Source organism: Herbaspirillum sp. C7C8, from assembly GCF_022627875.1.
Classification (GTDB): domain Bacteria; phylum Pseudomonadota; class Gammaproteobacteria; order Burkholderiales; family Burkholderiaceae_D; genus Herbaspirillum.
This window is the reverse complement of record NZ_JABXGG010000005.1, coordinates 22,661-41,937: the sequence shown is the minus strand read 5'-3', so window position 1 is coordinate 41,937 and position 19,277 is coordinate 22,661. Positions and strand designations below refer to the sequence as shown.

Below are 19,277 nucleotides of genomic sequence, written 5' to 3'. Positions count from 1 at the left end.
CTATCCTTGGCGCGGAGCTACATCCAATGTCGAAGCATATTTTCATGTCCGTCAATTAGCAGACAACTTGGTTTGGTGCCGTGCGCATGGTGGGTCAACTCTTATTGCAACATAGCGACCAGATAAATCACCGGCAAACCGCGACAAAGTCCGTAGACGGCGGTTTTTGCATTGCATCATTTAGAGTTGACAATATTACACGGGCGACAATCCGCGAGCAATACAGAACAAGAAGCGCTCGGCACGTCCGGCATCGTTCACAAAAGGAAACCTGGGAAGGGATTTGCGCGCACTTGGCGCTACTGATGCAGCTCGAAAGAAGCTGCCGATGGGACAGACCCGGATCCAGCTGACGCACACGTCGCCGCAGATATCCAAATCTATATCAAGGAAGTGATTGCCCCGACCGCGGAGATCGACCTCCCGCTTCCCTGGGCCACAAAGCAAAACAGCACTGAATATTAGAGAACCCTAATATTCAGTGCTGTCTATCTGTACAGCTTTCGCTGCAAGTGCTTGATTCTGTTGGTCGGGACGGTGTGATTCGAACACACGACCCCTTGCACCCCATGCAAGTACGCTACCAGGCTGCGCTACGCCCCGACTGAAGACAAAGATTATAGAGCGCCTGTGTTATTAAATCAACTGTTTCTGGAAAACATTTTTAATCATTTATCGGGAGGACTCGCGCGCATCTGTCCGCACGCTCTCCCCTTCCACAAGACTCAAATACTCACCGCTCGCCAAAGAATTCATTGAGCAGGAAATTCTGCAATCCCTTGGTATCTTCCAGTCTGGCCGACAAGGTCACCACCCGCCCCAGCTTCTGTGAATCGAAATTGAAATCACCCTGATAGTACCGACGGATCAACGCGATCATGCTGTTGACCACCGCCAGCTGCACGTTGCCGCCAAAACCGGCGTCCACCTCGATCAACTGGTTCTGGCTGCGCCGCTGGTCGGTCGTCCAGCCACGGAAGCTGTATTGCGCCACGCGCGGGCCCATGCTGATGATCTGGAAAACGCCATTGGTGCCGCGACCACGCCGATCCTGGAAGGCGATGTTGGCACGTGCAATATCGTTGGCAGACGGGTTTTCCGCCGCCCGCGCGGCTGCATTTTCCTGGGCAGCGGCCTGCTCGGCCTCCTCGCGCTTCTGACGATTGCGGTTGATCGACGTCATGAAGTCTTCCGCCGGCGCTGCAGGCGCCGCCGCGGCTTGACTGCTGGGCGCCTGCGTCACCGGCAGCGGCGTACGCTGCGGCACAGAATGGCGCACCGCTGGCGCGCTGTGGCGCGGAGCCGCCCTGGAAACCGGCTTCTTGTGGACCGGCTCGGGCTTTTTCGGCTCCGGCACAGGCTTGGGAGGCTCAGGCTGGACCACCGGAGCCGCAGGCCTGACGAACGTGACCTGCAATGGCGCATCCGGTCGGCCGGGCGCATCAAATCTCGGGGGCGCTTCATTCAGCTTGGCGCGCACGAACATGAACAGTGCTGCGTGGACCAGCACCGACGAGGCAATGCCCAGCGCAGTGCGGCGCCGCGATCGGGAAATCACCTCTGTTCGGGTCGACGAAACGGAAAAACTCATACGGTGTGAAGACGGCTGCGGCGCAACGGCCTACAATCAGTGCCGCAGAGCTCGGATACGAGCGCCCCATGCGCCTCGTCCCGCTATTGCCCTGTCCTGCATGCCCATCGGCAAAGGCGCCATTTTAGCCGGTTTTGTCATGGGAACCGGACAACATTGTGAACAAGCACCTCGCCCTCCCTAACGCCAGCGTCGGTGACCACCCCAACCACTGCTGTAACCAAAATAGAAGGACGAAGAGGGATAACTGTAAGCCGGGTTGGCAGGATAAGTGGGATAGCCGTAATAAGGAGAATAGACCGGCTGCGCCGGATAAACCGCCGCACCGCTGTACGGGCTTGCAGGGACTGCCACGCAACCACCGAGCAGCAGAACCGTCGGCAATGCACACGACAAGAGCGCAAGACGCGCAAGATGCTTCATATGAATGGCTCCTCAGGCGCTGCAGCGCCAACGTGACACTATCGCCCAGCGGCCCCGGCGCAGCCATCACGCTTACCCTTTGTTACGCGCTCTACCTGTCGGTATATGAACATGTCGGCAGGCAAATGGATCTTCACCAGGTGTTTTTACTGCCTATACCCGCGCAACCATAATGCAGGATCACGCAACTTATATAATGGCGCAGCAACAAGCCATGCCGCACGCCAGTGCGGCGCCATCATAAAACGAGACCTCCGCGCGCCTTGCCCTGCACGGTGCCGCGCTTCAGAACAAGCCGCTCAACATGACCATGCCAGCCTCCTCCCACCGCGCCCCCGTTGTTGTCATCGCTCCCGATTCGTTCAAAGGTTCACTCTCGGCTCAAGAGGTGGCCGCCGCCATCGGCGCGGGCATCAAGCGCGCCATCCCTGATGCCGAGGTCCGGCTATGCCCGATTGCCGATGGCGGCGAAGGCACGCTGGATGCACTCATGCACGCCGGCGGCGAGCGCCTGACCGTAGCCTGCCGCAACGCGGCGGGAGAACCCTTCACGGCACCAGTAGGCATCCTCAACAATGGCAGTGCAGTCGTGGAATCGGCGGCCATCGTCGGCTTGACCGATGCGGCCGGCACCGCGCTGCCCGTCGATGAGCGCACCACCCTGGGGGTGGGGGATGCCATCCTCAGCCTGCTCGATCGCGGTGCCCGTCATTTCCTGGTGGCCCTGGGCGGGAGCAGCACCAATGATGGTGGCGCCGGCTTGCTGGCAGCGCTCGGCGTGAAATTCCTGGATGCTGCCGGCGAGCCTGTGCCTCCGGTTCCGGCACAGCTGCAGCGCATTGCCCGGGTAGATGCTTCCTTGCTGGATCCGCGGGTGAAGCAGGCGCAATTCGTGGCCATGTCGGATGTCGACAATCCCCTCTGCGGTGAAGAAGGTGCGACCGCCGTGTTTGGTCCGCAAAAAGGCGTACAGCCGGAACAGGTGCCCGTGATCGACCGCGCCCTCGCCCATTTCGCCCGCGTGCTGGAGGCTGCACTGGGCCACCAGGCGGCCACCCGGCCGGGTGCCGGGGCTGCAGGCGGCCTGGGCTACGCCTTGCTGATGCTGGGCGCGCAATTCCGCTCAGGGGCAGAGACCGTGGCCGACCACATCGGACTGGATCAGGCCCTGGCCGGTGCAGACTGGCTCATTACCGGCGAAGGCCGCAGCGACGCCCAAACCCTGCACGGCAAGGCCCCCTTCATTGCCAGCCAGCGGGCGCGCCGCGCCGGAGTTCCAACGACTCTGCTCTCCGGCGGGATCGACCGCAAGTCACTGGAAAAACTGCAGACCAGCTTCTCCGGCTGCTTTTCGATTGCCTTCGGTCCCATGAGCCTGCAAGAGGCCATTGCACAGGCGCCTGACCTGCTCAAGGACAGCGGCGAACAACTGGCGCGCCTGTGGTACGCCAGCGCCGACCAATAAGCTTGAGCCGCTCTGGCGGTACCAGGGCAGACCGACCAGTCTGCCCTGGTACCGCCCACCTCCCCCTCCTCACCTCAACGCTCCCTGCCTCCATCGGGAATGCGTTCGCATCTTCCGGCCCGACGATCCAAGCCCGCTCTTCTGCGCTGAATGCCAGCGGAGAAATCGACGTACGGATGCTTTATCAATAAAACAACACCCCGCCTCTCTCAATGCAATTTGAATGTCATTCTGGCAATCCCGACACTGGTAAAGATCGTCTCTATTTAGTTTTCATTTAGACATTATTTAAAATGCAATTTTAGATGTTATTTAATTAACTAAATCTGCTAAAATCGTTGTCAATAGAACAAAATAATTGCCACACGGATTTCTTAGTTTCCGCAGTGCACAATTCTGCACTAGTGCCCGGCAGAAATTATTGAAATCCTTTACTGGAGCGGGTTTCCGGCCGATGAAAAAAATCAGGAAAAGTGAATTTTCAGCCCAAATTTCATTGCTCAGCTGGGGTCAGAATGTTATAGTTCCGACATCAGCACATTTTTTGTAACATCCGTCAGAATTTGTCGGGAATCGGTTGATTTCAGACAACAAAAAGATTGGCCACGACGCAAGTGTCCGAGGGCAATCCGGCAGCAAAGTGAGTTGATCTGCTTTTGAATGGAGAGCGCCACGCGCAATCCTCATTACACATAGTTACAAACTTAAGGATTGATCCCATGAAAAAACTTCTCGCCACTTCCGCAGTTGCCCTGGCACTGTCGATGGCCGGCACTGCGGCCCACGCTACCTCCTTCGTACTGGACACCACCGGTGGCACCGCGTCCATCAGCTCGCCCAAGTACCTGGCCAACCAGTCTTTTACCGATAGCTACACCTTCACCATCTCCAGCCTGACCGACATCTCGTCGGCGGTGACGGCGACCTTCGTTTCCACCAATGGCGGCGGCCTGACCAGCTATAACCTGGTCAATACCACCACCAACGCGACCATCGCCACGGGCGTGTCGTCGAGCTCCACGGCGGGCAAGAACACCATCATCACCTTCAGCGTGGACGCCTCGCGCCTGAGCGCCGGCAACTACTCGCTCAACATCACCGGCAAGGGCACCTACGGCGGCAACCTGACCCTGACCTCGTCGGTCCCCGAAGTCTCCACCACCGCCATGATGCTGGGCGGCCTGGTCTTCGTGGGCATGATGGCGTGGCGTCGTCGCCGTGGCGAACAGAAGCTGTCGATGCCCATGGGCATGACTGCCGCCTGAGCCGCCATTCGGCCGATATGAATAAAAAAGCCCGGGCACAAAGTGCTCGGGCTTTTTTACGTCTGCGATATCGAGGCGGGACCGGCAGCGTAGCGCTAACGGATGTGCAGCCACTGCCCCTGCACAATTGCCCCCCCTTGCGGACAGGTGAAGCTTTATTCCAAAAACCGCTTATGCCGGCGAATCCGCCGACGGCATTGCCACGATCCTGGCGGGTGCCCCCACTGCCGTGGCTCCGGCGGGAACGTCGTGCAATACCACCGACATTGCCCCGATCTTGCAACCATCTCCGAGATGAATCCCCCCGAGCACCTGGGCATAGGCCCCCAGTTCGACATCATCGCCAATGACCGGCGACGGCCCGTCCGCATGGCGATTGCCGATGGTCACCCCCTGCCGCAGCGTGCAACGTGCACCGATGACCGCCTGTTCATTGACGAAGATATTGCCGAAGTGCCAGATCCGCAGTCCGGGGCCAATCCTGGCCCCCCGCGGCAGGCTGATGCCGAATGCGGTTTCAGTGAGGCGAAATACCGGCCAATAGAACGCATTGTGCAACTTGCGCACCCATCCGGCCGGTCGGGCCTCGATGCGCCGCCCCCAGCGATAGACCCAGATGGCCCAGATCGATTGTTCTTTCAAGAACGGGCGGCGCAGGTTGTAGCGCTCCAGATCAGCCCTCCAGTCAGGATCCTGCGACATCCATGTTCCTTTCAAAATCGGTCATTGATCAAGCTTTTATCTGCATCAGTCGCGATCTTGTCGTCTTGTCATCATGAAGGTCAAAAACTTCACATACAGACAACAAAAACTTCGCAGCGCTTCACAACGGTTTTTTGCGTCAAAAGACGACTGTGCAGCGCAACAATATGATAAATTTGCCGAACAAGCCAGCAACTGCGAGTAATTGCGGCGAAAAATTTCCGATCGGAAAATCGTCACGGAACTTTTCGTTCAGCTTCTGATCCGTGCAGCTGGCTTCACGAAGCATCACAATTCCTCACTGTGGCACCCCAGGGATGGCACGCTGAGGAAGCGGCTCCGACTTCGATTCATGATAAGAGCAAATGCCGTCACGCCGGACCAGAAGAACGATGCAGGGAGCTTGGCCCATGGGTTCTTTGAGCGTCGTTGCGAAGGCGGCTGAGACCTGAACAATCGAATCCGGGTGGCCGGGCGGCATCATCGGCAATCCCGATGAAGACGGCGACCGGTGCTTCTGCAAAGCATTCCCTCTCATCTGAAAGCGCTTCCATGACCACGGTATCGAACTGGCCCGAGACATCCCTCTTCCTGAGCATCACCTGCATTGCCTTCATCGCCGCGCTGGTTCGCCCTCTTCTTCCTCTTGGTCTTCTTGCCCCTTGTCGCGCGCTTGATGCTGCCCAGGCAGGCCGCATTGCCTCTGCGCATTGCGGTATCTGCGCGTGAGCCCCGCCATGCGCTGTATCGCCGTCATTCCCGCCCGATTCGGTTCCAGCCGCCTGCCGGGCAAACCGCTGGCCGACATCCTGGGCAAACCCATGATCCAGCACGTCTACGAGCGCGTCAAAAGCATCGATGAACTGGCCGATGTGGTGGTGGCCACCGATGATGAGCGTATTGTGGCGGCCGTGAGCTCCTTTGGTGGCAAGGCCCTGCTGACCTCGCCCGATCACCCTTCGGGCACCGACCGTCTGCGCGAGGTCATGCAGCATCATCCGGCAGACCTTTATCTGAACGTCCAGGGCGACGAGCCGCTGGTCAATCCGGCCCACCTGCGCAGCCTGCTCCAGGCCATGCTGACAGCACCACAGGTACAAGCTGGCACGCTGTGCCACCCGATCAGTGCAAGCGAGGCCGAGAACCCCAATACCGTCAAGGTGGTGCGCAATCGCGCCGGCGACGCCCTGTATTTCAGCCGTGCCCGTATCCCGTTCGAACGCGAGTCCACCGGCAGGACGCGCTATTTCAAGCACATTGGCGTCTACGCCTATCGCGCCGAACTGCTGGCCGCCTTCGCCGGCCTGCCGCCGAGCGAACTGGAAGGTGCCGAGATGCTGGAACAGCTGCGCATCATGGATGCCGGCTGGCAGATCCGGGTGATCGAAGTCGATCACGCTGCTCCCGGCGTCGATACCCCGGCTTGCCTGGAGCGGGTGCGCGCGCTCATGTCCGGGCAGCCCGATCCGGCGCTCGAGGCCGGCAGCCTGGCCGATGTCAGGCTGGTCATCACCGATATCGATGGCGTGCTTACCGATGGCGGCATCTGGTACGACGACAGCGGCGAGTGCCTGAAGCGTTTCCATGTGCGCGATGGCATGGGCATCAAGATGCTGCAGGAAGCCGGTGTCAACGTCGCCGTCATTTCCGGGCGCGACTCGGCGACCCTGCGCCGCCGTCTGGCGGACCTGGGCATTACCGTGTTCCACCTGGGTGCCAAGGACAAGGCAGCAGCTTGCCGGGCCATCATGGAGCACTATCAGGTCGGCCCGCACGCCACCGCCATGATCGGCGACGACAGCATCGACCTGCCCGGCTTTGCCGCCTGCGGCTGGCCGGTGGCCGTGGGTGACGCACCGGATTACGTCAAACGTCACGCTCGCGTGGTGCTGGCCAAGGCCGGCGGCCACGGTGCCTTCCGTGAATTTTCCGACAGCGTATTGAACGCGCAGAACCGTTCTGCCATCTATGACAGCGTCGCTGGTTATGCCCAGGCCATGAGCCGCATGACGCAGTGAACAGCCCTACAACAAAGTGAGCACAGCATGAGAACAACCGGAATCCGGGTCTTCCACGAACAGGCGCAAGCCTTGAACATGATCGCCGAACGCCTGGCCAATGAATTCGAGCAGGCCGTCGACTTGATGTACCACACCCGGGGGCGCGTGATCGTCTCCGGCATGGGCAAGTCCGGCATCATCGGCAGCAAGATCGCGGCCACCCTCGCCTCCACGGGGACGTCCTCCTTCTTCGTGCATCCGGGCGAGGCCTATCACGGCGACCTGGGCATGTTCACCGAGGCCGATACGGCCATCCTGATCTCCTACAGCGGCGAGACCGAAGAGGTCATCCGCCTGATCCCCTCCCTGAAGCATTTCGGACTGCGCATCATCGCCATCGTCGGCAAGCGCGCTTCCACGCTGGGCAAGAACGCCGACGTGGTGCTGGATGTCTCGGTGCCGCGCGAAGCCTGCCCCAACAACCTGGCGCCCACCACTTCCACCACCGCCACGCTGGTGATGGGCGATGCCCTGGCCGTGGCGCTGATCGAAAAGCGCGATTTCAAGCCCAACGACTTCGCCCGTTTCCATCCCGGTGGCAGCCTGGGCAAGCGCCTGCTCACCCGCGTCAAGGATGTGATGCACACCCAGTTGCCGTGGGTCATGCGCGATACCGCCATCGTCGACGTGATCAGCCAGATGACCGAAGGCGGCCTGGGCATGGCGCTGGTGAGCGCCGACGGCAACCGCCAGACGCTGTGCGGCGTGATCACCGACGGCGATTTGCGCCGTGCCCTGGCCGCGCGCAAGGATATCTATCACATCACGGCTGCCGACCTGATGAACAGCTCGCCCAAGACCGTGTCGGAAAACGAGATGTTCGTCGATGCCGAAGCCAAGATGCTGGAATTGAACATCACCGCCCTGGTCGCGCTGAACGAACAGCAGCATGTGGTGGGCGTACTCAAGCTGCTGGATGCCAAGCGGCTGTGATTGCGGCGCAAAACCACGTATTCTCCCCTCCGGGCGCCGATGCACAGGCGCCGGAATTTGAAAATAACCTCCTGCATGAGGAAACGGAACATGATCAAGATCAATGAGATTCAGGTTGGCAACGAACTGCCCTTCGTCCTTTTCGGCGGCATCAACGTCCTGGAATCCGAACAATTCGCCGTGGATGTCTGCGGTGAATACGTGCGCATCACCAAGGAACTGGGCATTCCCTATGTCTTCAAGGCGTCCTTCGACAAGGCCAACCGTTCTTCCATCAAGAGCTACCGGGGTCCCGGTCTGGAAGCCGGCCTGAAGATCTTTGAAGCCGTCAAGAAAGCCCACGGCGTGCCGGTGCTGACCGACGTGCACGAGCCCTACCAGGCCGCCGAAGTGGCCAGCGTCTGCGACGTGCTGCAGCTGCCCGCCTTCCTGGCGCGCCAGACCGACCTGGTGATCGCACTGGCCAAGACCGGCAAGGTCATCAACATCAAGAAGCCGCAATTCGTCAGCCCGCCGCAGATGAAGAACATCGTCGAGAAATTCGAAGAAGGCGGCAACACCAATGTGATGCTGTGTGACCGTGGCGCGCAGTTCGGCTATGACAACCTGGTGGTGGACATGCTGGGCTTTGGCGTGATGAAGCAGGTCAGCGGCAACAAGCCGGTGATCTTTGATGTGACGCACGCGCTGCAACAGCGCGAATCCGGTGCCGCCGCATCGGGTGGCCGTCGCGGCCAGGTGACCGAACTGGCCCGTGCCGGCATGGCACTGGGTCTGGCCGGTCTGTTCCTGGAGGCGCACCCGGATCCGACCAAGGCCTTGTGCGATGGTCCGAGTGCATTGCGGCTGTCGCAGCTCAAGGCGTTCCTGGAACAGGTCAAGGCCGTCGATGACCTGGTCAAGAGCCTGCCTGAGCTGGATACGCATTGAGCATGGCACTGTACAACGAGGCTGCCCGGCCTCTGCCGCGCATCGTCCAATGGGCGCATGCGCGGCAAGCGTGCATCAGCTCCGCCCAGAACATTGATCAAGAGATGGCATGAGCGCTGCATCCAATGTCCGCTGGATTGCGGTCACCCAGTTCGTCAAGATCGGATCCCAGCTGATCAACATGTTCGTGTTGACCCGCCTGATTCCTCCATCGGAATACGGCCTGATGGCCATGGCCGGCATCGCCACAAACCTGGCCTTCATTCTACGGGACATGGGTACTGCCGCAGCCATTATTCAAAAAGCCGAACTGCATGAGAACGATAGTTCCTCGGTCTTTTGGCTCAATATGATCGGCGGTCTGATACTGATGCTGATGCTCTGGCTGGCAGCACCGTTCATGGCAGCCACCTTCCAAGAGCCGCGACTGACGCAGGTATTGTGGGTCTTGGCGATCACCTTCCCCGTCGCCGCCAGTTCCATGGTGCACCAGGCCTTGCTCGAGCGAGTCTCACGCTTCCGTCTGATTGCCGGCATCGAATCGGCCGCGTCCCTGCTGTCACTGGCTGTCGCTCTCGTCATGGCTTTCCGTGGCGCAGGCGTATGGAGCTTGACGGCACAGGCAGTCATGACTGCCGTCTGCACGACGTTGCTGCTATGGCGCCATTCGCCGTGGAGGCCAAAGATGATCTTTGACAGAGCATCTGTTCGTAGCGTTTTTTCCTTCAGTGGTGCGATGGCCGGGAATCAGTTGGCTGCCTACGTGTTTCGTAACGCGGACAGCTTTGTCGTCGGCAAGATGTTAGGGGCTGCCATCTTGGGTAATTATTCACTGGCCTACAAGTTGATGCTGTTTCCGGTACAGAATATTTCCTGGGTAGCGGTACGTTCCCTGTTCCCGGTGATGAGTCGACGCCAGGACGATCAGCCCTACCTCTCCAGCCTCACACTGCGCTCGCTCGGTCTGATTTCCTTTATTGCGGCACCGATGATGTTCGGTGTAGCCAGTCTGTCTGATCTGTTCGTAGCGGTCTTCCTCGGACCGAAATGGTCACTGGTGGGAGACATCCTCCTGTTCCTCGGATTGGTGGGCTATCTCCAGGTTATCACCAGCGTTGCGGCTCCCGTTTTCATGGCACTGGGAAAGACCGGCTGGATGCTGAGGCTTTCACTGGTGGGCAGCCCGCTTTACGTATTGGCTTACGTACTGGGCGCACGTCAGGGCGGTGTGCAGGGGCTGGCCATCGGGTATTTGGCAGTATCGATGGTCATGGCGCTTCCCACCTTCCATTTCGCTTGCCGCCTGATCGGCGTGGGACTGAAGCAATTCCTGTCAGCACTGCTTCCGTCTTTGCTTTCAGGCGTGGCAATGATGCTTTTCATCATGCTCTGCCGTAGCCGGATTGCGGCCACCGGTACGCTGCTTTTTGGGATGCTGACTGGTGCCGGTTTTCTATTCTGGCTGGTGACGGTGGCTCTCTTCCAGCGCGCTGAGGCCAAGGAATTCTTCCGACTGGCCTTCAAACGCATCAAAAAATGAAACACATTGAGAACGGCTGCCCATCATGAAAATCGCCATCTTCGTCCTGGCCGACATGTTCGTGCCGCTCATGCTCAGCACCGGCAATTGCCTGGAGCAGCACCATGGTCATCAGGTACGCTACCTGAACTTCCTGCCCCACGATCACAAGCTGCTGGCCAGCAATACCGACCAGCTCTACCCGCGCAATCTGGAAACGCTCGATGGCAGCAAAGAGGAGGCCAGCACCCTGTTCTCCCCGGACGAAGTGAAGGAAATGGTCGGCTTCATGCAGACCAAGCACGGCGGGAGCCTCAATGAATGGCATGGTCGCGTCAATACGGTGGCGCGCTATGTACATCGTTTCCTTGAAGAGCAACAGCCCGAGCTGTTCGTGGTCTGGAACGGGCAGGACCATATCGGACAGATCATCACCGTCTTGTGCCGTCGCCGTGGCATTACCGTGGTCTATCTCGAGAACGGCTACTTCGCCAACACCTTGCAGGCCGACCTGGGCGGGGTCAACGCTTCGGCCACACTGGCCTCCATGGACTTCGACGCGGTGCTGGCACAGGCGCGATCGCAAACAGCTGCCGTGGCGGCAGAGAAGGCGGCGCCCTCCTTGCACCTGCGTCCCCTGACCCGTACGCAACTGGCTGCGATCGCGCTGGCGCACCGCGCCAACCTGTCCTACTACGCGCAATATCCCGAGCAACGGGGCTTCAGCCGGATCAAGACCTGGAAGATCAAGCGCCAGCGCGCCGCCATCGCCAACGATGAGGCTACGCTGCCGACGCAGTTTGCCTTCATCCCGCTCCAGGTGCACGACGATACCCAGGTGCTGCTCAATTCGAAGCTGGTGCACTCGGTGGAAGAGTTCTTCGAAACCGTCCATGCCGCGATCCGCCGCACCTGCGGACCGGACTACCCCATCATCGTCAAGGAGCACCCTGAAGACCTGGGCCGCTACGACTACAGCCAGTTGCGCCAGAAATATCCGGATGTCCTGTGGCTGCGCAAGTTCGACGTCGAACTCCTGCTGGATCGCGCCACCATGGTCTTCGTCATCAATTCATCGGTGGGCCTGCAAGCGATTCGCCGCAAGAAGCCGACGGTGGTACTGGGTGAATCGTTCTACTCCAAACCGGAGATCGCCTTCGTGGTCAAGCGCCTGGACCAGCTCGATGCAACCGTGCAGCGCGCGGCAGCAGGTGTGGATGAGCAGATGTCCGCACGTATCGACGATTTCCTTGATGCCCTGGACCGGACTCTTTTCGTCAAAGGCACCTGGAAGCATCCCGCCTGCCTCCAGGCCGGACCGGCGCTGGCAGAAAGACTGCTGGCATTGCACGCCCGCAGCAGCAAGGCAGCCATCACGGCGCACGCAACGTCGCATCAGCGCATTGGCAACGTCTGAGACAGCGGCCCCGGCAATAAAAAAAAGGAGAGCCTGCAAGCTCTCCTTCCTTTTTTCATGGAGACTTCGCAGTCTCAGGCGCGCTTGTAGACGTCGTCAAAGCGCACGATGTCATCCTCGCCGAGATAGCTGCCCGACTGTACCTCGATCAGATGCAGCGGCAACTTGCCCGGATTCTCCAGGCGATGGGTGACCCCGATGGGCAGATAGATCGATTCGTTCTCGCTCAACAAGGTCACCTCCTCGCCACGCGTGACCAGGGCCGAGCCGCTGACCACCACCCAGTGCTCTGCCCGATGGTAGTGCATCTGCAGCGACAGCTTCTCGCCCGGCTTGACGATGATGCGCTTGACCTGGAAGCGCTCGCCCGCGTCGACACTCTCGTAGCTGCCCCAAGGACGGAAGACGCGTTTGTGATGAACGTGTTCGGTTCGCTTGGCTTGCTTCAACTTGTCGACGAAGACCTTGACGTCCTGGACCTTGTCGCGATGAGCCACCAGCACGGCATCATCCGTTTCCACCACCACCAGATCTTCCACACCCAGCACCGCGACCAGACGACTCTCCGCACGCACCATGGTGTTCTTCACCTGGTTCAGGTGCACGTCGCCGCGTACCACGTTGCCATCGGCATCGGACGGCAGCACTTCATGCAGCGCGCTCCATGAGCCCACATCGCTCCAGCCGATGCTGGCTGGCACGACGACGGCGCGGGTCGTGTTTTCCATGACGGCATAGTCGATCGACTCCGACGGCGAGGCTGCAAAGGCGGTCTCGTCCAGACGGCAGAAATCGAGATCGTTGTAGGCCTTGGCCACGGCTTCCTTGACCGCCGCACCGATCAGCGGACGGTGTGTCTCCAGCTCGTCCAGGTAGTCACGCGCCTTGAAGAGGAACATGCCGCTGTTCCAGTAGTAACCGCCCTGCTGCAGGAAGCCCGTGGCCGTGGCCAGGTCCGGCTTCTCGACGAATCGCTCGACCAGGAAGTTGCCGCTTCCGGCGCTATCGGCAGCACCGCGCAGGATATAGCCGTAGCCGGTCTCGGGCTGGTTCGGCTCGATACCGAAAGTGGCCAGCGCACCTTTTTCCACAGAGGCCAGCGCACGACGCACCGCTGCATGGAAAGACAACACATCGGTGATGACGTGATCGGCAGGCAACACCAGCATCACCGCTTCCGGATCCAGTCGTTGCAGGTGCAAGGCAGCAGCGGCCACGGCGGGCGCGGTATTGCGCCCTTGGGGTTCGAGCATGATGCCCAGCGGGCGCACACCGATCTCGCGCATCTGCTCGGCGATCATGAAGCGGTGCTCATTGCCGCACACCACCAGCGGTGCCTGCACTTCCGGCCAAGTGCTCACCCGCGCAACGGTTTCCTGCAGCATGGTCTGCTCGCTGACCAACGGAAGAAACTGCTTCGGATAGGCCGCACGCGAAAGCGGCCACAAGCGGGTGCCCGAACCACCGGAGAGGATGACGGGATAGATTTTGGGACTAGACATTAAGCACTCCTGGTTTACTGAATCGCACTGCGCGGTTTGAGACGGCGATCCCGTGCATCGTTCCATTGCTCGTCCGGCTGATCGGACGTATGTTTCATTTCACCCTCATGGGTGACGCTGTAGGCGCCATAGACAACACTGTTTTCAAAGGTCGTCCCACCGGCCACGCGAGTATATTCGAATAGTACGCTGCGAATCACCTTTGCACCGCTGCAGATATGGCTGCCATGGCCAATCCAGGCCGGGCCAACGATGGTGGAGCCTGCTGCCACGTGGGAGCCGGCGCCGATATAGACCGGACCTTCGATGGTGGTACCTTCCCATTCGATGCGGGTATTCAGGCCCACCCATACGCCCTCCTGGATCTGGGTGCCCGGCACGTACATCTGTGCCACTTCGCCCTTGAGCACGCTTTGCAGGACCGACCAGAAATCGGTGACATTGCCGATGTCGATCCAGTTGAAGAAGCGCTTCTGGGCATAGAACGGCAATTGTTTTTCCACCAGCAACGGGAACAGGTCGGCACCGATGTCGAAGAATTTGTCCTTGGGAATCAGCTCCAGTGCCGCCGGCTCCATGATGTAGATGCCGGTACTGGCGAGGTTGGAGAGTGCTTCTTCCTGCTTGGGTTTTTCCTGGAAGGACTTGACCTTGCCATCCTTCTCGGCGACCACGATGCCGTAGCTGGAGATTTGCTCCATCGGCACTTCCTTGGTGATCACGCTCACCAGCGCGCCCTTGCGACGATGTTCGAACAAGGCCGAATGAATGTCCAGATCAATCAGGGCATCACCGCAGATGACCAGCGTGGTCTCATCGAAGAAGCCGCCGAATTCCTGGATCTTCTTCATGCCGCCGGCCGAGCCGATCGGGTCGGGGAAGACCTGTCCATCATCATCCACGTAGCCTTCGAAGGAATAACCGATGCGCGCGCCGAAGCGCTGACCTTCGCCGAAGTAATTCTCGATGCGATCGTGCAGATAGCTGACGTTGACCATGATGTCCTGAATGCCGAACTTGACCAGGTGTTCGATCAGGTACTCCATCACCGGCTTGCCCAGGATGGGAATCATCGGCTTGGGCAGCGCATAAGTCAGGGGCCGTACGCGGGTCCCCTTGCCCGCTGCCAGAATCATTGCTTTCATGAATGCCTCTTCTATTGACGAAATGTGTATCGAACCAGCCGGCTGGAAGTTGGCCATCATGTCCGCTCAGCGCGCACATCGACCTCACCTCATTACCAGAAACAAAAGTGCTCTGGTCAAGCCAACGGCTCTAGCAAGTATTGTGCGCAATACAGTTCGAACTGCCGGCGTACTGCCGGCTTTACAGCAAGCAAGGCCCACGGTCGCTTTGCCTGGTGACAGGCGCCGTACAACAACATGAGCAAAGCCAGTGCTGCACTGTCGACATGATCAAGCCCGGCGCAGTCCAGTACCAGAGGCTTGTGCGAACGCGCGGCAGTTTGCAGCGCGGCACGCAAACGTGCAATGTTGGCTTGTCCGATCGCGCCGGACAGAGTCAGAATGCAATCGTCTTCTTGCTCTTCGACGGCCACCACTGCCGTGTCAAACAGAGCGCGGGAAGGCATCTGCCTGCGCCGTGCCAGAGCCAGCGGAATGACCCGATCAGCCAGCAAGGTCAGCAATCCCAACCCATCATTCCAATAGCGCCTCCACAGCTGGGGCTCTTCCTTGATCCTCCAGAGCCATTCGAGCCCGGTCTTCTGAGCCCAAGTCGGTGCACGCGAGACGGTACCGGCTACGAAATTGACTACCGCCCCGAGGTGGCTGATCAGCGGGGCCTTCAGTTGGGCAAGGTTATGCTGGATCCACGCCTGCCCTTTTTTGGCGCCCAGCGCGACCACCAGAAAATCGGCATCACTGGCATTGATCCGCGCAATGCTGGCTGCGTCGCTCATGTCCTCGATCGAACCAAAGCCGGGACTGTCGTAGCCCACGCCGATCATGGAAGAAGAAGCTGCGTTGAGCTTTTCACAGGCAGCCTGTGCAACGCCTGGCGGCCCACCGAAGAAATACACTCGCATGGGAAGCGTTCCTGCAGGCAATGCCGCCTCGCGCAGAGACTGAAACAACGACGAGCCCGCCACGCGTTCCGTTATCGGCAAACCTGTAGCGCGAGCGATCCAGATCAAGGGCATGCCATCGGCGATGGACAGATCACTTTGGATCACGGAGAGCCTGAACTGCGGATCTTCCAGGCAGGCAATCGCAAAATTGAGATTGGGCGTGGACAGGAAGCAGCGCTGCCGACTATCCACGGCCGCCCGCGCAATACGCTCGGCGTCCGCCAGGCTGACGCGATCGAACGGCAAACCAAGAATGCAGAAGACATCCCGATTGAAATCAGGAATTGCTGCCGACATCGTGGTGGCCGGTGCCAGTTCTTCGGGAGCGATCTGAAATTCATTATTCTGTGTCACGTTTGGACCTTACCCATGCTACCTGACGATTGAAGAGGAACTTGAAATACAACGGAATCTTGCGTGCCACGTAAGCGAATGCACTGAGCAATTCGCCCAAGCTGATGACCTTGCGGCCAAATGCGGACCAGGCCAACAAAATCGCGACGCCAATACACATCACCAGCACAATGGATGCGAGCGCAGGCCACATCAGGTCCAGCGCCAACCACGCGACAACGCTGATCATGCAGCTCACTGTCGCCAGCATCACCAGTAAAGCCAAGGGCGGAACACTCAGATCCAGAGCCAGCGCAGCCAGCGCAGCGTTGCCGCGCCGTATCGCCCCCACCATCAGGCGCGGGACATAGGACTGGATCACACTCAGGTGACCATGCTCCCAACGGGTGCGCTGCGTGCTGACACCGCTATCGCTGGAAGGAAAGAAACTGTAGACCATGGCCTCCGGGCAAAACAACGGTGGTTGGCCGGCCTCTGCAAGATCAACGCCCAATTTCATGTCTTCCACGATATGACCGGTAGCCAGATTGGCCTGACTGATCTGCTGCCAAGTGAAGGCCATTCCCGTCCCCATCAACTGGCAGGGTTGGCCCAGTTTCTGAAAGCCCAATGGACGCACCAGATTCTTGACCAGCCAGGCGAATTCAGCGATTTTGCGCATCGGACCAGTGCCCTCCGGTGCGTGCATTAGGTACAACGCCTGCACCGGACGATTGTTCTGCATGCAGGCACGGGCTACTGTCGCCAACGCCTGCGGCCCCAGATAGCAATCCGCGTCCACAATGATCACCACCTCGGGCGGATCCGCCGCGAGCTGGCCAATTCCGTGATCGAGGGCGTAACCCTTGCCGCGCAAGGTCTCGTGGCGGCGTTCGGTGACTTCAGCGCCCGCTTCACGGGCGATGCGTGCAGTCTCGTCAGAACAGTTATCAGCGACCACCAGAACACGGTCCCCCGTCTCCAGTTGCGCGCGAATCCCTGCCACCACTTCACCGATACCGCCGGCCTCGTTGTGGGCGGGCACCAGTATCGCAATCCGCGGCCGCTGTTCACTCAACACAACGACACGAGCTGCGGCCCAGCATGCAGCCACCACTTGGACCAACAAGACCAGTACCGGTACCGCCAGTAACGTCAAGAACAACCACTGTATCGTTTGTAATAGAAGAACAAGCATCATCGCCATTTCCATTTTCTTTCGAACAAGACAGTCAGATGCAAACGCCTCACTCGTATTTCAGGTAGTTTGCTCGTTTAGATCGATCGCCTGGATCGTAGAGCATCAATCCATGCCACGCGTAAAGCGCCCACTCCAAATATTCGCAAAACGATAATACGTCGCGCGCAATAGCAAACTGGCTCCATTATGCGATACCTGAATCAAGTTTTACCGCATTGCACCAAAAACTGGAAAGCAACTACGGCTAACCCTCCCCTCAACAACGGATAGGGAAAACGCGAAGGCGAAAAACCTATCGGTACGTAAATGATCGACAATGCTGGCTATACTTTTCCACTACGCGTGCTTGGATTCGCATTTGTAGATGAATCGAACTTTATCGCGCTGCATCAATCATCGCTATTCCCACTTCACAGGAGCCACATTATGTCCAGGCCGCCCAAAATGCTAAAGCATCTCCGTCTCACTCTCGCGGCAACCGCCCTGCTATCCACCTCGCCCTGCTGGGCTCAGCAATGGGGAACCTACCTCACTCCATTCGCTGCTGACTCACTTTGGAACAGCAGGCCGGTCAACCCGACCTTCGCAGACGATGTAATCCTGACTTCGGACTACTATCCCATGGTCAACGACAGCAATTTTTCTACCGGCATTTTTCTTGCCAGTCCAAATGACCCGCCCGTGACGGTCACCGGTCCGACCGGAAGCGGTAGCTTGAAAATTGCCGACGAAGAGACGTTCCACGACATCACCATCCCGCACTGGCCTGCTGCAACCAAGCCTGCCACCGGTAACGATGGCCACGCAGACATCGTCGATCCGACTACCAACATCATTCATTCTTTCTGGGGCCTCAAGCAACAGGATGGCAAGTGGACCGCCATGCTCTATGCCTGGACGCGCCTCGATGGCCGCGGCTGGGCCGACCCGGCGCATTATTACCAAGGTGCTCGCGCCACCGGCATCCCAGCTTCTGCTGGACTGATCCGCATCCATGAAGCTGCTGCCAAGCCCCAGTATTACTCTCATGCGTTGACGATGTCGCTCACCTTCAACAGCTTGAGCGCCAATCCCGCCTATGTCTTCCCGGCCACTTCGGCCGATGCGAATGCGCCAAAGCTCAACAAGGGCAGCATCCCTGAGGGATCCTTGATGATGCTTCCTCCCTCGTTTGACACCAGCAAGATATCCAACGAAGAGGTCCGTCGCATCGCCGAAACACTCAAACGTTATGGTGGTTATGTCACGGATGCCAACTACGGCACACCGTTCGTCATTTATGCCGAAATCGGTTCTTCAGCCAATCCGGCACCCAAGGGATGGAACTCCACTGCCGCCAACGAACTGCAGATGATCCGCGCAGGTCTGCGCCGGGTCACGGGAGCGAGCGGCTGGATAGACGGCAACGGCAAGCCTTTCACACCGAACCAGAATCTCAACCTTTTGTCCATGCGTGGCACTTGGACCATTCAGACCGGAACTGGCCAAGCCAGATTCAGTTCATGGGACCAGGCCATGGTGTTTACCGACAGTAGCGCCAATACGGTCGCAGTCAATTACTCCAACCGGGGAATGCAAACCGTCAGTTGGGCCAAGCCGGCACTGGGCAGCAACTACAAGTTGACCGCGCACACCACCGGGGGCGCCAAGCTCCGCTTTACGGTGTATGACCAACTGGTAGGCAAGGTGGTCACCGACACTGGCTATCTTGGAAATGGTCAAAGCGTGACATTTACCTGGACTGCCAATACGCCAAAACTGGCTCTCTATGCACAAAGTGGCGGCGCAAACTCTTCAGCAGGGGGCGAGTTGATCAAGGCCGACTGATCATGCTCAAGTCTCCTCCT

General features: G+C 59.1%; 16 protein-coding genes and 1 tRNA gene. 9 read left to right on the top strand and 8 right to left on the bottom strand.

From position 1 onward, the window contains the following. Window positions 1-526: 526 nt before the first annotated feature. Window positions 527-603, bottom strand: a tRNA-Pro gene (locus HWE01_RS08090). Between the two features lie 130 nt (window positions 604-733). Then, window positions 734-1,183, bottom strand: a complete 450-nt coding sequence (locus tag HWE01_RS08085) for a hypothetical protein (RefSeq protein WP_241821513.1) — start codon at window positions 1,181-1,183, stop codon at window positions 734-736. Between the two features lie 1,141 nt (window positions 1,184-2,324). Here HWE01_RS08085 and HWE01_RS08080 point away from each other — a divergent pair. Together HWE01_RS08080 and HWE01_RS08075 are read left to right on the top strand one after the other, a co-directional pair. Further along, window positions 2,325-3,479 (top strand): glycerate kinase, encoded by a 1,155-nt coding sequence (locus HWE01_RS08080; RefSeq protein ID WP_241821590.1) that lies wholly within the window; start codon window positions 2,325-2,327, stop codon window positions 3,477-3,479. 719 nt (window positions 3,480-4,198) lie between these two features. Beyond that, entirely contained in the window at window positions 4,199-4,744 is a 546-nt protein-coding gene (locus HWE01_RS08075; protein WP_008328086.1) for an FxDxF family PEP-CTERM protein, read from the top strand. A 171-nt stretch (window positions 4,745-4,915) separates the two neighbouring features. Here HWE01_RS08075 and HWE01_RS08070 read toward each other — a convergent pair whose 3' ends face one another. Further along, a complete protein-coding gene (locus HWE01_RS08070) occupies window positions 4,916-5,446 on the bottom strand; it encodes a serine O-acetyltransferase (protein WP_241821512.1) in 531 nt (176 codons plus the stop codon). Window positions 5,447-5,585: 139 nt separating this feature from the next. Next, the gene (locus HWE01_RS08065; protein ID WP_241821511.1) at window positions 5,586-5,735 is read right to left on the bottom strand and encodes a hypothetical protein; all 150 of its coding nucleotides are present in this window, start codon (window positions 5,733-5,735) and stop codon (window positions 5,586-5,588) included. Between the two features lie 206 nt (window positions 5,736-5,941). Here HWE01_RS08065 and HWE01_RS08060 point away from each other — a divergent pair, with 206 nt between their 5' ends. The 6 genes from HWE01_RS08060 (at window position 5,942) to HWE01_RS08035 (ending at window position 12,305) form a co-directional block, all read left to right on the top strand. Next, window positions 5,942-6,175: a hypothetical protein gene (locus tag HWE01_RS08060; protein WP_241821510.1), complete on the top strand. Its 234-nt coding sequence runs from the start codon at window positions 5,942-5,944 to the stop codon at window positions 6,173-6,175. A gap of 8 nt (window positions 6,176-6,183) precedes the next feature. Next, window positions 6,184-7,464, top strand: a complete 1,281-nt coding sequence (kdsB, locus tag HWE01_RS08055; RefSeq protein ID WP_241821509.1) for a 3-deoxy-manno-octulosonate cytidylyltransferase — start codon at window positions 6,184-6,186, stop codon at window positions 7,462-7,464. Window positions 7,465-7,491: 27 nt separating this feature from the next. Then, window positions 7,492-8,439: a KpsF/GutQ family sugar-phosphate isomerase gene (locus tag HWE01_RS08050; RefSeq protein WP_241821508.1), complete on the top strand. Its 948-nt coding sequence runs from the start codon at window positions 7,492-7,494 to the stop codon at window positions 8,437-8,439. Between the two features lie 90 nt (window positions 8,440-8,529). Continuing rightward, entirely contained in the window at window positions 8,530-9,369 is an 840-nt protein-coding gene (gene kdsA / locus HWE01_RS08045; RefSeq protein ID WP_008328078.1) for a 3-deoxy-8-phosphooctulonate synthase, read from the top strand. 109 nt (window positions 9,370-9,478) lie between these two features. After that, window positions 9,479-10,909, top strand: coding sequence for a lipopolysaccharide biosynthesis protein (locus HWE01_RS08040; RefSeq protein ID WP_241821507.1), 1,431 nt, complete (start codon window positions 9,479-9,481; stop codon window positions 10,907-10,909). Between the two features lie 25 nt (window positions 10,910-10,934). Next, window positions 10,935-12,305, top strand: coding sequence for a capsular polysaccharide export protein, LipB/KpsS family (locus HWE01_RS08035; RefSeq protein WP_241821506.1), 1,371 nt, complete (start codon window positions 10,935-10,937; stop codon window positions 12,303-12,305). A gap of 74 nt (window positions 12,306-12,379) precedes the next feature. On the opposite strand, the gene HWE01_RS08030 is transcribed toward HWE01_RS08035, so the two are convergent. The 4 genes from HWE01_RS08030 to HWE01_RS08015 all read right to left on the bottom strand — a co-directional run bounded on the left by HWE01_RS08030 (window position 12,380) and on the right by HWE01_RS08015 (window position 17,427). Further along, on the bottom strand, window positions 12,380-13,807 hold the full coding sequence (locus HWE01_RS08030; protein ID WP_241821505.1) for a mannose-1-phosphate guanylyltransferase/mannose-6-phosphate isomerase: 1,428 nt from the start codon (window positions 13,805-13,807) through the stop codon (window positions 12,380-12,382). Between the two features lie 14 nt (window positions 13,808-13,821). After that, window positions 13,822-14,943 carry a nucleotidyltransferase family protein gene (locus HWE01_RS08025; protein ID WP_241821589.1) on the bottom strand — a complete coding sequence of 374 codons (1,122 nt, stop codon included), beginning with the start codon at window positions 14,941-14,943 and terminating at the stop codon, window positions 13,822-13,824. A gap of 125 nt (window positions 14,944-15,068) precedes the next feature. Continuing rightward, window positions 15,069-16,193, bottom strand: coding sequence for a WecB/TagA/CpsF family glycosyltransferase (locus tag HWE01_RS08020; protein WP_249791637.1), 1,125 nt, complete (start codon window positions 16,191-16,193; stop codon window positions 15,069-15,071). Between the two features lie 43 nt (window positions 16,194-16,236). Next, a complete protein-coding gene (locus HWE01_RS08015) occupies window positions 16,237-17,427 on the bottom strand; it encodes a glycosyltransferase family 2 protein (RefSeq protein WP_241821588.1) in 1,191 nt (396 codons plus the stop codon). A gap of 309 nt (window positions 17,428-17,736) precedes the next feature. On the opposite strand from HWE01_RS08015, the gene HWE01_RS08010 reads away from it, so the two are divergent. Next, window positions 17,737-19,257: an Atrophin-1 multi-domain protein gene (locus HWE01_RS08010; RefSeq protein ID WP_241821503.1), complete on the top strand. Its 1,521-nt coding sequence runs from the start codon at window positions 17,737-17,739 to the stop codon at window positions 19,255-19,257. Window positions 19,258-19,277 lie beyond the last annotated feature (20 nt).